Below are 14882 nucleotides of genomic sequence, written 5' to 3' on the forward strand. Positions count from 1 at the left end.
GGACCCTTTATAATATCGGCATTTTTCGTTAATTATTTACAAAATTAGTGTAAATATCATATTAAACTCCTTCAAAACAAAGGAAAAACCTGCTATACTTGTACCAATGTAAACCAATAAAGTGAACGAAATGTGAATGCTTATTGAAATGGAGAGGAGTTCGATAGTTTGATTGACATACACAGCCATATTCTGCCGGGTATAGATGATGGGGCACAAGACTTAGAAAACAGCATCGAAATGGCCAAAGCCGCCGTGGAAGATGGGATACATACAATCATCGCAACCCCTCATCACCAAAACGGTAAGTACAATAACGAAAAACACCATATTTTACAACAGGTCGATACCCTTAATCAGAATCTAGCAGACTACGACATTCCTTTAACCATTTTGCCAGGTCAGGAAACGAGAATTCACGGGGGCATGATCGAGAGTATCCGTTCTGACGAAATTCTATCACTGACAAATCAAGGGACATACATATTTATCGAATTCCCCTCAGACGCCGTCCCGAGATACGCAAAGCAGTTACTATTTGATATCCAGCTCGAAGGCTACCAGCCGATTATCGTCCACCCAGAACGCAACCGACAGATCATACAACACCCAAGTCTCCTATACAACATGGTCAGCCGGGGAGCCTACACACAAATCACAGCCGCCAGCCTGACTGGCAGATTCGGTAAAAATATTAAGAAATTCACCCACCAGTTAATCGAAGCAAATTTAACCCACCTGATTGCATCTGATGCCCACAACACCACGACCCGGGGGTTTTGTATGACAGATGCATACGACGTAATAAAGGAAAACTATGGACCCTCCATGGTTTATTTGTTTGCGGAAAATGCGGAGTATGTGGTGAAAGGGGAAGGGCTAGCAGCAGATACCCCGTTAGAAATTAAAAAGAAGAAAAAGCTTTTAGGCCTATTTTAAGAAAATACAAATTGAAAGGAGTGGAAGATTTAAATGCCAGCTGCTCTTAAGAAAAGACTAGCATTACTTATCTTGATTGATTCAATTATCGTTTCTTTCTCGATCTTTTTCTCCCACTTTTTCCTAGGACCATCCGGAACAGTGTTTGATCAAATGATGCTTGTATCATCTCTCGTCTTGCTTATCACACATCATTTGTTTTCAAGTCTTCTCGGTATGTATCGAAAGAAATGGCGTTATGCCAGCATGGAAGAATTAATCGGCATTATAGTAGTCGTTTCGTTATCGATTATATCGACAACCTTTGTTCAATTTTTAGCGTTCGCAGACATTTACACCCGCGCTCTTATCATCACGTGGATGCTACATATATTACTCATTGGCGGGGTACGCTTTGCCTGGCGCTATTATAAAACGTACGGTTTAACGTTAAATCCAAAAGGCAAGAAGGCTAAATTTATTAAGAATAACCCAAACGCAAAACAAACGCTCATTATTGGGGCCGGTTCAGCTGGTCAAATGCTGGCCAGGCAGATGAAAAACTCCAATGAAGTGAATTCCAATTTAGTTGGATTCATTGATGATGATTTTACGATGCACCACTTAACAATTGCAGGCTTACCTGTGTTAGGAAGCACAAAGAACTTAGAAGATGTGGTGATAAAACACCGTGTAAACCACGTGGTTATTGCCATGCCTTCTGCAGAGAAGTCAAGGATGAAAGAAATCATCCAAAGTGCAAAAGGGATTGTGAAAAATGTTCAAACTCTGCCGATGATTGAAGACATTGCACTAGGCAACGTATCAGTCAGCAGCATCAGAGACGTTTCGATTGAAGATTTATTAGGGCGTGAACCCGTTGAGTTAGATATTCAATCGATCTCCAGTGAAATCAACGGACAAACGGTACTCGTGACAGGAGCAGGCGGCTCGATTGGTTCTGAAATTTGCAGACAGTTGATTAAATTTGGTCCAAAACAGTTGATCTTGCTTGGTCACGGAGAAAACAGCATTTATACCATCCATATGGAATTAAAGCAGTTGGACATACAAACTGAGGTTATAACAACAATAGCTGATGTACAGGATCGTGACAGGATTTTTGAAGTAGTTCAGAAATATCAGCCGTCCTATATATACCATGCGGCAGCGCACAAACACGTTCCGTTAATGGAAGCTAACCCCAGAGAAGCATTTAAGAACAATGTGCTCGGTACTAAAAATGTAGCTGAAGCAGCTGATACATACGGAGTGCCAAATTTTGTGCTGATTTCCTCAGATAAAGCTGTAAACCCAACTAATGTTATGGGGGCAACCAAACGAATTGCAGAAATGGTTATTCAGTTGCTAAGCAAAACGAGTAATACTAAATTTGTTGCTGTTCGATTTGGCAATGTCCTTGGTAGTAGAGGAAGCGTAATACCGTTATTTAAAAAGCAAATAGCAAATGGTGGTCCTATAACCGTTACACACCCTGATATGACACGTTATTTTATGACTATCCCTGAAGCTTCGAGACTAGTAATTCAAGCAGGTGCTTTAGCTCGTGGAGGAGAAATCTTTGTGTTAGATATGGGAGAACCTGTGAAAATAGTAGATTTAGCAAAAAACCTTATTTCTTTGTCAGGTTTTCGAGAAGAGGACGTAGGCATTCAATTTAGTGGTATTCGTCCAGGAGAAAAAATGTATGAAGAGTTACTGGGCAAAGATGAGGTTCATTCTAAACAAGTATTCCCTAAAATTTACATTGGAAAAAATAATTATTTTAATGATAACAAATTAACAGAGTTAATATTAGGTTATAACCATCTATCTGACGAGACATTAAGAGAAGAAGTGTTTAAAACTATAAAACTGGAAAAAGTTCATCAATAGAAAGGCAGGAAATTAAATGATTAATTTTGCTATAGTGGGCTGTGGGCGAATTGCTAAGAAACATGTGGAGGCAATTAAAAGTACAGAGGGTGCTGAACTAGTTTCCTTGTGTGATGTTGATATTGATCGTTTAAATAAGATGGCTTCAGAAAATAACATTGAACGTATTTATACAAGTATAGATGAAATGGTGAAAGACTCACATATCGACGTAGTTAATATTTGTACACCTAATGCAGTACATGCTGACAATGCAATAGAAGCTATTGAAGCTGGCAAGCATGTAATGATTGAAAAGCCAATTGCTACTTGTCTTGAAGATGCAGATAGAATTTTGGAAGCAGCAAAACGTAATGGAGTTAAGGCAACTGCTGTCCATCAAAACAGATTTAATGAAGCTATTCAGAAAACAAGGAAAGCATGTGAAGAAGGAAAATTTGGGGAAATGTCTCATGGAGTAGCAAGTATTCGTTGGAATCGTAACATGGGGTACTACAAACAAGACTCTTGGAGGGGAACAGTTGAACATCAGGATGGTGTATTAATGAATCAGTGTATTCATAACATCGATTTACTGATTTGGATGATGGGGCCAGTGAAAAGCGTAACAGGCAAAACTGTAACGCGCTTTAGGGATATTGAAATGGAAGATGTAGGATCTGCTATTCTTGAATTTGAAAATGGAGCTATCGGTATCATTGAAGGTGCGGGTACGATCTATCCTACAAACTTAGAGGAAACATTAAACTTGTTTGGTAGTAAAGGAACTGCTTGTGTGGGAGGAATTGCTGTTAATAAAATTGAGAATTGGAGATTCACAGATGATTTTCAAGAGGAAGAATCAAATCTGCTTGAACAGCAGCATGATAACCCGCCAACAGTATACGGTTTTGGTCACCAGTTGATAATTGAAGATATGGTCGATTCAATCAACTCAAATAGGGAGCCTTATATTACTCTTGAAGATGGAAGAAACGCCATTGAAGTTGTGTTAGCGATTTATAAATCCTCTCAACTAGGGCAATCCATTGAGTTAAATCAAGAAGTTTCTGTGAGAAATTAATAAGGAGGACATGAAATGACTAACATAAATACAATTAATGTTTCTAATAAGACAGCCGAAAGATTAATAGAAAAGATAGAGACTAAAGAAGCAGTTATCGGTGTAGTAGGGCTAGGTTATGTCGGCTTGCCACTGGCTGTAGAAAAAGCGAAGGCGGGTTTCAAAGTAATAGGATTTGACGTGCAGGAGGAAAAAGTAGAGAAAGTAAACAATGGCGAGAATTACATAGGAGATGTTATTCCTGCAGACCTTAAGGAACTCGTTGAAAATGAAAAGCTAACTGCTACATCTGATTACTCGTTTATAAACGAAGTGGACGCGATCGCTATCTGTGTTCCTACTCCATTAGATATTTACAAACAGCCGAACATGGATTATGTAGAAAGATCCGCAAAAGCAATAGCCCTTAACTTAAAGGAAGGAACACTAGTTGTTCTAGAAAGTACCACTTATCCGGGCACCACTGAAGAACTAATTAAACCTATTCTTGAAGAATACGGATTTAAATGTGGGGAAGAATTCTTTCTTGCTTATTCACCTGAAAGGGTAGACCCAGGTAATAAGCAATTTAATACTAAGAATACACCTAAAGTGGTAGGAGGAGTGAGTGAAAATTGTACAAAGGTTGCTGCTACCTTATATAGGGCTGTACTCGATGGAGAGATCCACGAAGTATCTAAACCGGCTGTAGCCGAAATGGAGAAGATTCTAGAGAATACCTTTAGAAACATAAATATCGGTTTAGCTAATGAGATGGCCGTCCTCTGTAATAAGATGGGGATTGATGTATGGGAAGTAATAGATGCAGCAGCTACCAAGCCGTATGGATTTATGCCTTTCTATCCGGGTCCAGGACTGGGTGGGCACTGTATTCCGATAGATCCATGGTACTTAACATGGAAAGCTAGAGAGTATAATTATCATACTAAGCTTATTGAGACGGCAGGAGAAATAAATAATGAGATGCCAGATTATGTTGTTAAGCGTATTATGGAAGTCCTTAACAAAGAAGGAAAAGCATTAAAAGGCTCAAAGATATTGGTATTAGGTGTTGCTTACAAAAAAGATATTGATGACTATCGGGAGTCACCAGTATTACCAATATTGTCTAAATTGAATCAATTTGGTGCTGATTGGGAAGCGGTAGATCCTCATGTTAGAGAGTTTAAATTGCAAGGGGAAATACACCAACCCTTAAAAAATGTGAATTATTATGAATTAAATTCTTATGATTTAGTGCTTATTACAACTGATCATACAGATTTCCTATTTAAGGAAATTGCGCAAGATGCAAATTTAGTACTTGATACACGAAATGTAAAAGATATTGATTCAAAAATAGAGCATTATCATAAGATGTAAGTTTAATAATTAAGTTGCAAAGGTAAGTTTTTAAAAGGGGAATAAAAGTTAATGAAAGTCTGTCATCTAACTTCTGTACACAATTATAATGATACAAGAATTACTGTAAAAGAATGTTCTACTTTAGTTCGGCAGGGATATGAAGTTCACTTAGTAGTTCCTAATACTAGTATAAAAAAGTATAAAGGGGTTAATATACAAGGTGTTAAGAATGTAAATAAAGGGAGAATCAATAGAATAACAAAGTTTACAAAAAAGGTATTCGAAAAAGCGAAAGAGATAGATGCAGATATCTATCACTTTCATGACCCTGAATTAATACCTCTTGCACTGAAGTTAAAAAAATTGGGGAAGAAAGTTATTTATGATATTCACGAAGATGTCCCAAGACAAATTCTTTCCAAAGAATGGATACCAAATCTACTCAGAAAGATAATATCAAAGAGTTTTGAGATATATGAAAATAGATCTGCTAGAAAGTTTGATTATCTAGTTACTTCCACTCCATTTATTAATGAGAGGTTTAAAAACAAAGGGATAGAGACAACTGTAGATGTAAACAATTATCCTATTTTAGATGAGCTTTTTATACCTAATCTTAAGTGGCACACAAAAAGTAAATCAGTATGTTATGTTGGAGGCCTATCTAAAACTAGAGGAATATTCGAGATGATTGATTCTGTTTACCACAGCAATGCTCTTTTAAATATAGCGGGAAATTTTCAAAATGAAAATTTAAAAAAAGAAGTTGAAAGTAAAAGAGGTTGGAATTACGTTAATTATTTAGGCTATGTAGATAGAGAAGAAGTTAAGAAGATTTTAGCGAATTCAATGGCTGGATTTGTTGTTTTACATCCTTTAATTAATTATATTGATGCTCATCCTATAAAAATGTTTGAATATATGGGAGCAGGTCTTCCTGTAATAGCTTCAAATTTCCCTTTGTGGAAAAGTATTTTAGAAGAAAACAATGCAGGAATATGTGTTAATCCAACGAATATTAAAGAAATTTCCCATGCCCTAGAATGGTTTATTAATAATCCTAAACAAGCGAAATTAATGGGAGAGAATGGTAGAAGGGCTGTAGAAGATAAATATAATTGGGAGTTGGAAAGTGAGAAATTGATTAAGGTTTATCAAAAATTAGACCCTACCTAGATTAATTCTATAAAAACATAGAGTATTATAGAATATTCTCTACAATAAGGTAATTATCCTTGATAATATAATTGAAGGAGCAGTTTAATTGCTAATAGAATTAAATAAATCAACTGATGAGTGGTGTGAATTTAAATTTAAGGACGATGATTCCATTGATAACGATTATTATTCACAAGATGATTATCAAATTTTTCTTTACGGGCATCCATATTCATCCAAAGAGTCCAGTTGGATAACTGCAAAAGATATATACAGGTTACTAAAAACCAAAGAGGAAGTTTTCATCAATTATATAGATGGTTTTTATGCTATCCTAATCTTAGATAATTCAAAGAAAAAGTGTCATATATATATTGATCCTTATAAAGTTTATAATTTTTTCTTGTATAAAGATGCTAATAGGATTTTTATATCGACTTCCGTAACAAAAATAGCCAATGAATTGCCAAAAGTAAAGTTCAATAATACTGCTGTAATAGAATTACTCTACCTGGGAAAAGCTATTAATAATAAAACTATAATAGAGGGTATAAATAAACTTTCAATGGGCACCAAATACTCAATTAATAAATTTAATGAATTGAGTAAAGAACGTTATTTTGATTATTCATTAAGGGGTGAAAATTATTCTGTTAAAGAATGGGCTGAGGTTTTTGTAGACCATGTAAATAAAGGTCTAAATCTAAGTGAAAAAGTAAGCCTTCCTCTAACCGGTGGTGTTGATAGTAGAACCATACTAGCTGCAGCATTAGAGCGAAAAGATAAATTAAGATGTTACACACATGGTTTAGAAAAATCATCAGATGTAAAAATAGCTAAAAAAATTTCTAATAGTTTAAATTTACACCATTCACATTTTAATGATTTAAATAAGGATTTCATCGAAAATATACTAAATATCTCTGCTACTCTAAATAAAGAATTCGAAGGTATGGCCGATACAATTAGTTTTTCCCATTTACCAAATTCATTTAGTAAAGCAAGTAAAGAAGCTGATGTGTTTTTTCTTGGATCTGGCGGGGGTATTCTAAAAAGTCAATATACCAAATCAATAAAGGAAAATTTAAATATTGAGGCTTTTGTAGACAACGTGAGAAGATCTCATATGAAATATGAGGCTCCAAGTATTATTGATTCAGAAAATATTAAGAAAACACTTAATAACTCTATTCTAGAAATTTATAGAGAATTTGTTGAGGTTAGTCCAGAAAATGTTGACCAATTATTCTATCTTCATCACATTGGTGACTTTGCTTCTAATACTATTAGAATTATTGGGAAAAAAATGAAGGTTTTTGACCCTTTTCTTTCAAAAGATTTATTGACTATTTCATTAAACACGGCTTTTTATGATAGAGAACAACAATTATTTCATAAATTTCTAATAAAAAGTAATGTAACTTTAAAAAACACACCAACAGATAAAGGAATTAAATTTACTAATTCTATTAGCAACAAAATTATGCCTAAATTAATTCAATTTAATAAAATAACAAAATATGGACTGAATAAAATATTTAAAATTCCTTTTGATCAAAAGTATTTTACAAATTACCCAAGGTGGGTAAAAGACAATCACAAGCAAAAATTAGATGATACAATTAGTTATGACCATTTAGTTCTTAAAAAAATAATAAGTAAAAATGAATATATTAAATATTATAACGATTATAAGAAAGGTTCACTTTATAATTTTAAATATATTTCTAGAATTTACAGCATGGAAGATTTTATGAAGTCTCTTAAGAGTTAAACCAACTATAAAACTGGGTTATCCATTGAGAAGATGAAGTAATCAATTAATATTTGATTACTTTTATTTTCTATATAAAGGAGAGCTTTTATGGATGTCACTTATGACCATAAATTTAACATAAAAACGTTGAGTATCTACAATTTTTCGTTTTTTTTTCTATTGACTTTAATTTTTTATTCTCCAAGTATATTCGGAAGAGATTATATTGGAATAGTGTTGTTATACCTTTTCCTTTTGCTAATTATGTTTAAAGGTATTAACTTTAATAAACTGACTTTGTTAATATTGGGCTACGTGATGGTCACTACGTTAGTGGAATTTTTAAATCTATATACATACCCCGCGTCTTTTCAATTAATTATCAGAACTTTAATTTATAATTTTCTTCCTTTGGCTGCTTTTTTAGTAGGCTCTTTTTTAACGGGAAGAATGACTAATAAAACATTTAGCCAAGTGATTTTCTTAGTAGGATTTGTCCAAATATTTGTAGGTTTAGCACAGGTTTACTCTGAAAGTTTTAGACTCTTCACTTTAAGTAATTATGCGGACTTTGAAAAGTACAATAATAATTTTGAAACTTGGGAAGTCGGAAGGATAATTGGAACTATTGGTAATCCCAATACTTATGGAGTTTTTATTGTTATCTTTGTACTATTTATTTGCAATGTATTACTACCAAAGTATAAAAACAATTCGAAGATTAAAGTCTTATTAACTACTACTTTATTAATTTCTATAGTATCTATAATCCTTTCCCAGTCCAGAACTGCTTATATATTACTTGCTATAGGGTTAGTTATATCTATTGTATTAAACAAGAAAAGTTCCTTGAACAAGTTTATGTGGTTTATAATCACTGCTCTCAGTTTAATAATCCTTTTATTTTACAATGAATTTGTTTCACAAAGGTTTACAAATGAGAGTTTGACTTCCTTAGGAGGAAGAGTAGAGGTTTGGAAGACATTCATAGATAATTATCTTTTTCCTTTTAATATAAATAGTTTAATTGGGTCTGGAGTAGAAAGAATTAGTGATATTGGTATTGCTGTAGACAATTATTATTTACAATTACTCCTACAATATGGTGTAATCGGATTAATTCTCTACATTAGTATATTTATAGTGATTATAGGACATTTTTTGTTTTATTTTAGAATTTCGAAATATAGCACTTTTATAATTTCTACAATTTTAGTTGTACTTATATCAGACATGTCAGGGTCTGTTAGTATGAACCCTGATATAACAGTATTTTTGTTTTTAATAATTGGATACTGTTATAAAAAATATTGAATAGGAAAGATTGTCTAATGAAAATATTACTAGTTACTAGTCTTTATCCAGGTTATAAGGGACAACCCAGAAAAGAGAAAACTTATGCGTTACACTATTTTGCAAAAGATTGGTTAAATGCTGGACATGAAGTTAATGTTTTTCGCATTTGGCCTTTGTATCCAAATATATTTAAATTCAGTTTAAAAGGTAAAAAAGCTTCAAGATACAAATATAACGAATCATTTAGTTTGGATGGTGTGAATGTTAATAGAATTACAATAAACAAAATTCCAAGGGTGCAATATTCAGAAAAAGAAATATATAAAGTTTTTAAACAGTCCTTAAAATCTTTAAAAGAAAAACCTGATATAATAGTCTGTCATTTAATAAATCCTTCATTAAATATTTCTGTACTGCTTAAAGATTTTTTAGATATACCATTAGTTCTAATTCTCCATCAGGTAGACATTAATAAGTTACACAATGATAAAAAAGTTTATAAAAATTTCTCCTTAATCGAACCGTTTGTTGATAGAATAGGATTTCGCAACACTCACTTAATGAAAAGATATAACCATATTGGTTTACCGACAAAAAAGAACTTTATCGTGCCCTCAGGAATTGATTCAGAGCTAATTATTTCTAGAAATAATCTGCAAAAAAAATTAACTATGAATGAAAAAAGCATTTTTATAGCTGCGAGTATGATACCCTTGAAAAATATTGATATTGTTATTAAAGCTTTTGAAAATTTATGTGAAATTCATAATGATGTTTCATTGAAAATTGGCGGTGATGGCCCTCAAAAAGAGTACTTGATGGGTTTAGCTACAAAAAGTAAATTTCCTAGTAAGATAGAATTTCTAGGTTATCTTAGTAGAGAATCTGTTATGGAATATATGGAAAAGAGCAGAATTTTTGTTATGGTTAGTTCTCCAGAGACCTTTGGATTAGTTTATTTAGAGGCGATGGCAAAAGGCTGCATTACTATAGGAACTGAAGGTGAAGGCATAGATGGGGTTATTAACGATGGAGAAAACGGGTATCTTTGTAAGTCAAGAGATATAAGTATGTTAACTAATAAGTTAAAATTAGCTTGTGAGATAGAGGGAGAAAAGAAAAGAAAAATTCTAATAAGTGCTGTTAATACGGTAAGTGAAATGACCCAACAAAAAATTTCAAGCAAATATTTAAGAATACTTAACGAAACCATATCAGATTACAAAAGATAAGATTACTATCTTTAGAAGAGGATTAATTCATGAAAGAAAAATTAATGAATATTTTTAAAAAAAAATTTGTTAAGAATGTAATGGTTATTGCAACCGGAACAGCAATGGCTCAGGCAATAACGTTTCTTTTATTACCACTAGTAACACGACTTTATGGACCTGATGCTTATGGATTAATGAGTTCATTTATCGCGATAGTAGCCATCCTTACTCCCATTGCAGCTTTAACTTTACCTTTGGCAATTGTTTTACCTAAAGAGGAAAGAGAAGCTATTAGTATTATTCGTGTATCCTTAATGATTAATTTGTTACTTTTTATTATATTTCTTTTTACCATACACTTTCTTTATGAAAGTATTATAGAAATATTGAATGCAGAAAAAATAGGACAGTATATATATTTGCTACCCTTTGTTATTTTCTTAGCGGGTTTGTTTCAAATTATGAGACAATGGTTAATTAGAAATAAACAATTTAAGGTAATATCACAAGTAGCAATTCTTCAACCTATCTTTACATATGGTGGGATGGTAAGTATGGGGGTTGTTTATCCGATTGCACCTATATTAATTATTTTTTCATCTTTAAGAGACGCATTCGCAACTTTGTTAATGTATAAAAAGGTAAAAAATAAAAGTTCAATTAGAATAAAGCTGGAAAAATTTTCGTTGACTTTAGGAGAAACGTTAAAAAAGTATAAGGATTTCCCCCAGTTTCGTGCTCCAGAAGCTTTTATAAGTTCAATATCGCAGAATCTTCCTGTTTTACTATTATCGACCTTCATGGGCCCAGCTGGGGCTGGTTATTACACCCTCGCTTTAACAGCCTTATCTTTACCTGCTAAGTTTTTAGGTACGGCAGTTGGAGATGTATTCTATCCAAGAGTTGCCGAGGGATTTAATAAAAATGAAAACTTAAATTCTTTATTATTAAAAGCTACCTTAGCACTTTTGGCAGTAGGAGCTCTTCCGTTTGGTCTTATAATAGTTACTGGCCCTTGGATATTTACTCTCATATTCGGAGAAGAGTGGGTAGTGGCAGGTGAGTATTCTAAATGGATAGCTATTATGTCTTTTTTTATGTTTATTAGTAGACCTACAATAAAGGTCCTTCCAGTTATAGGAGCTCAAAAGTTCCATTTGATTTTTACAATAATAATGACATTTACTAGAATATCAAGCCTATATGTTGGGTTAGTTTACCTTAACCATATGGTTGCAATCGCAACTTTCAGTATTGCAAGTTCTTGTTTGTATTTGATATTAATCATAGCTACATTTAAAAAAATAAGAACATTGATTAGATAGTCATTAGTTAGAATACAGAAAGGTGATTCAATGAATATATGGATTTTTAACCATTATGGAGTTGGACCCAATTCCAGTGGCATTACGAGACACTTTGATTTAGCAAAAGAATTAGTTTCAAAGGGACATAATGTTACTATCTTTGCAGCTTCTTTTAACCACCAAAAAAGAGAGGAACAACAAAAGTATGATAAGGGTAATGAATATGTTATCTATGACTACAATGGCGTAAAATTCTATTGGATTAAAACTCCCAAATATTATAAAAATGATTATAGAAGAATTCTTAATATGTTGTTATATACCTATCGAACAAATAAATTAGTAAAGAAAGTAGAAGGAACTCCTGATATTATTATAGGTTCTCTAATGCATCCCTTGGCAGCTATTTTAGGTTACAAAATATCTAAAAAATTAAAAACTAAATTTTATTTTGAAGAAAGAGATCTTTGGCCCCAATCTTTAATTGACTTAGGAAAAATATCTTCAAAAAGCGTAATCGTAAAAGTTTTATCTAAATTGGAGCTATTTCTTTATAAAAAAGCAGATAAAATAATCGTGTTGTTTGATAAAGCCCCTAAATACGTTAAAAAAAGAGGTATAAAATCAGAAAAGATAATCTATCTTCCAAATGGCGTAGATTTTAACCTTTATAAGGTAGAGAAGAAATTGCCAGACTTGTATTTGAATACATTATATAAACTAAAAGATAAATTTCTTTTAGTTTATACAGGAGCGCATGGGCTAGCAAATAATCTGGGATCAATGTTAGAAATTGCTGAAAAAGTATATGATCAAGATGAAAATATTCATTTTCTATTAGTAGGTGATGGACCGGAAAAAGATAAAATAATAAGGCAAGCAGATGAGAAAAATTTGAAGAATTTAACTTTCTTACCTTCTATTCAAAAAGATTGTATACCTTCTCTATTAAAGTATGCAAATGCCGGAATAATAACTATGCACAATGCAGAAGTATACAAATGGGGTATAAGTTTGAATAAAATGTTTGACTATATGGCTGCATGTTTACCAATTGTAATGCTTTCTAATTTGCAAGATACTATAATATCAAAACAAAACTTAGGAATTGTTTCTAGTAACGTTGACAACATTGCCGAAAGAATAGTAAAGCTTTCAAATAATAAAGCTTTACTAGAAAAGTATAGTGTTAATTCCTTCATGTATGGAAAACAAAATCATTCTTGGGAAAAACTTGCTGAGAAACTAGAAACTAATTTTTATGACAATTAGTCCAATCTGTGGGTGCATTTTTGAAGAAGGGGAGTAATAAATGAAATATCTTGAGGAAATTAATCAAGAGCTTGATTATTTAAGTAAATCTTCAAAACGTGGAATTATTGTTAATACTACTGCAAAGCAGGCCCCCTCTTTTAGACTTCTTCCTAGACGAGCAGTTGATAACTTATTAATATCTACATTTATGATTAGTGAACAAGAAATCTTAAAAGATACTTTGGAATTTTTTGATGGGAAAGTCGATTATATATTTATAGATATAGAGCAGAAACAAGAAATAAACTTATTTAAGATAGCAAAGGAAGTAGTGCAAGACTCGAAATTAGTTTCTATAAAACCTAATGATATTACTTTGGAATCGTGTGATCTTCTATTAAGGAACCAATTTAGTGACAATTTATATGATAAAAATATCATAATTATAGGAACTGGAAATTTAGCAAGTAAAGTTGCAAATAGATTAGCAGAGAGACAAGCTTCTGTTCATATTATAGGACGATCTAAAGAGAAAGAATTAAAAACCGTTAAAGCTATAAACTTGTTTTTACCAAAATACAATTCAACTATTAAAGTTTTCGATGAATTTCCTAAAAATAAAGCCGCGGATATAATAATATCTTTTTTATCAGGTGAATTCAAAGATGAAAAAAAACTATTAGAAGTAATTGATAAAAATAGTTTTATTGTTGATGGTGGAATTAACAATTTTAGTGAAGACTTCATTAATGAAATGCTGATAAATAACATCAACATTACTAGACTAGACACTAGAATAGCAATACCTTACCAAATGTTATTGTTTCACAAAGATACGAAAATTTTTTTTAAAGAAGTATACGGTAAAGGTAATCTACAGGGAATTCCTTTAGTCTCTGGAGGCTTTATCGGTGATGAAGGATCAGTAATAGTTGACAATATCAATCTACCGGAACAAGTAATTGGTATCGCAGATGGAAAAGGTGGCTTGAAATCTAATGAACAACTTACCGAAAGAGACGAAAATAACTTACAGGGAATCAGAGAAGCGATTTCAATTAGCCGTTAAGAGATTATTTGATATTTTCTTTAGCTTAATAATGCTGTTAATCCTTTCTCCACTTTTTTTAATTTTAACGATCTTTATAATAAAGGAAGATGGAAGGCCAGTCTTTTTTAAACAACAAAGAAGTGGTAAAAATGATATGCATTTTAATATGTTTAAGTTTCGTTCAATGAGATTGAGACATGAAGTAAATGGTAAGATGAAGAGAAATAAATACTACTGGGAAAATGGGGTACCAGACGACTTTGTTTTTAAAACCGCCTCTATAGAGAATCCGAATATAACAAATACTGGTAAATTTATTCGTAAGTATAGTCTAGATGAACTACCGCAATTTTATAACGTTTTAAAAGGTGATATGAGCATCGTAGGTCCTCGTCCTGAAATTATTGAAATAACTAGGTGTTATAACAATTATCAGAGGGAGCGTCTTTTAGTTAAGCCGGGTATAACCGGTTGGGCTCAAGTAAATGGTAGGAGCGATATGAATCACGGTGATAAAATTAAATATGACCTATACTATGTAAATAACTTTAGTTTGCTTTTAGACTTAAAAATTCTATTAAAGACTATAAGCCAAGTCCTATTAGGAAAGGGTGCGGTGTAAGGG

Annotated in this window: 12 protein-coding genes; all 12 read left to right on the top strand. The window is 32.4% G+C overall.

Annotated elements, in window-relative coordinates; genetic code table 11:
* The first annotated feature begins 168 nt into the window (after positions 1–168).
* The 12 genes from C1A12_RS03605 to C1A12_RS03660 all read left to right on the top strand — a co-directional run bounded on the left by C1A12_RS03605 (position 169) and on the right by C1A12_RS03660 (position 14879).
* Positions 169–939 (top strand): tyrosine-protein phosphatase, encoded by a 771-nt coding sequence (locus C1A12_RS03605; protein ID WP_101842470.1) that lies wholly within the window; start codon positions 169–171, stop codon positions 937–939.
* Positions 940–972: 33 nt separating this feature from the next.
* Positions 973–2814 (top strand): nucleoside-diphosphate sugar epimerase/dehydratase, encoded by a 1842-nt coding sequence (locus C1A12_RS03610; protein WP_101842471.1) that lies wholly within the window; start codon positions 973–975, stop codon positions 2812–2814.
* A gap of 16 nt (positions 2815–2830) precedes the next feature.
* Complete coding sequence (locus C1A12_RS03615) at positions 2831–3877, top strand: Gfo/Idh/MocA family protein (protein WP_101842472.1); 1047 nt, start codon at positions 2831–2833, stop codon at positions 3875–3877.
* Between the two features lie 15 nt (positions 3878–3892).
* The gene (locus C1A12_RS03620; protein WP_101842473.1) at positions 3893–5239 is read left to right on the top strand and encodes a nucleotide sugar dehydrogenase; all 1347 of its coding nucleotides are present in this window, start codon (positions 3893–3895) and stop codon (positions 5237–5239) included.
* A gap of 51 nt (positions 5240–5290) precedes the next feature.
* The gene (locus C1A12_RS03625; protein WP_101842474.1) at positions 5291–6397 is read left to right on the top strand and encodes a glycosyltransferase family 4 protein; all 1107 of its coding nucleotides are present in this window, start codon (positions 5291–5293) and stop codon (positions 6395–6397) included.
* Between the two features lie 88 nt (positions 6398–6485).
* A complete protein-coding gene (locus tag C1A12_RS03630) occupies positions 6486–8153 on the top strand; it encodes an asparagine synthase-related protein (RefSeq protein ID WP_101842475.1) in 1668 nt (555 codons plus the stop codon).
* Positions 8154–8243: 90 nt separating this feature from the next.
* On the top strand, positions 8244–9449 hold the full coding sequence (locus C1A12_RS03635) for an O-antigen ligase (RefSeq protein WP_101842476.1): 1206 nt from the start codon (positions 8244–8246) through the stop codon (positions 9447–9449).
* 17 nt (positions 9450–9466) lie between these two features.
* Positions 9467–10663 (top strand): glycosyltransferase family 4 protein, encoded by a 1197-nt coding sequence (locus C1A12_RS03640; RefSeq protein ID WP_101842477.1) that lies wholly within the window; start codon positions 9467–9469, stop codon positions 10661–10663.
* Positions 10664–10692: 29 nt separating this feature from the next.
* Positions 10693–11970, top strand: a complete 1278-nt coding sequence (locus C1A12_RS03645) for a lipopolysaccharide biosynthesis protein (RefSeq protein WP_101842478.1) — start codon at positions 10693–10695, stop codon at positions 11968–11970.
* 30 nt (positions 11971–12000) lie between these two features.
* Complete coding sequence (locus tag C1A12_RS03650) at positions 12001–13224, top strand: glycosyltransferase family 4 protein (RefSeq protein ID WP_101842479.1); 1224 nt, start codon at positions 12001–12003, stop codon at positions 13222–13224.
* Positions 13225–13264: 40 nt separating this feature from the next.
* Entirely contained in the window at positions 13265–14275 is a 1011-nt protein-coding gene (locus tag C1A12_RS03655) for a hypothetical protein (RefSeq protein WP_101842480.1), read from the top strand.
* A complete protein-coding gene (locus tag C1A12_RS03660; protein ID WP_101842481.1) occupies positions 14205–14879 on the top strand; it encodes a sugar transferase in 675 nt (224 codons plus the stop codon). The genes C1A12_RS03655 and C1A12_RS03660 overlap by 71 nt, the downstream gene beginning before the upstream one ends.
* Positions 14880–14882 lie beyond the last annotated feature (3 nt).

The organism is Halobacillus sp. Marseille-P3879, from assembly GCF_900240285.1.
Taxonomy (GTDB): domain Bacteria; phylum Bacillota; class Bacilli; order Bacillales; family Halobacillaceae; genus Halobacillus_A.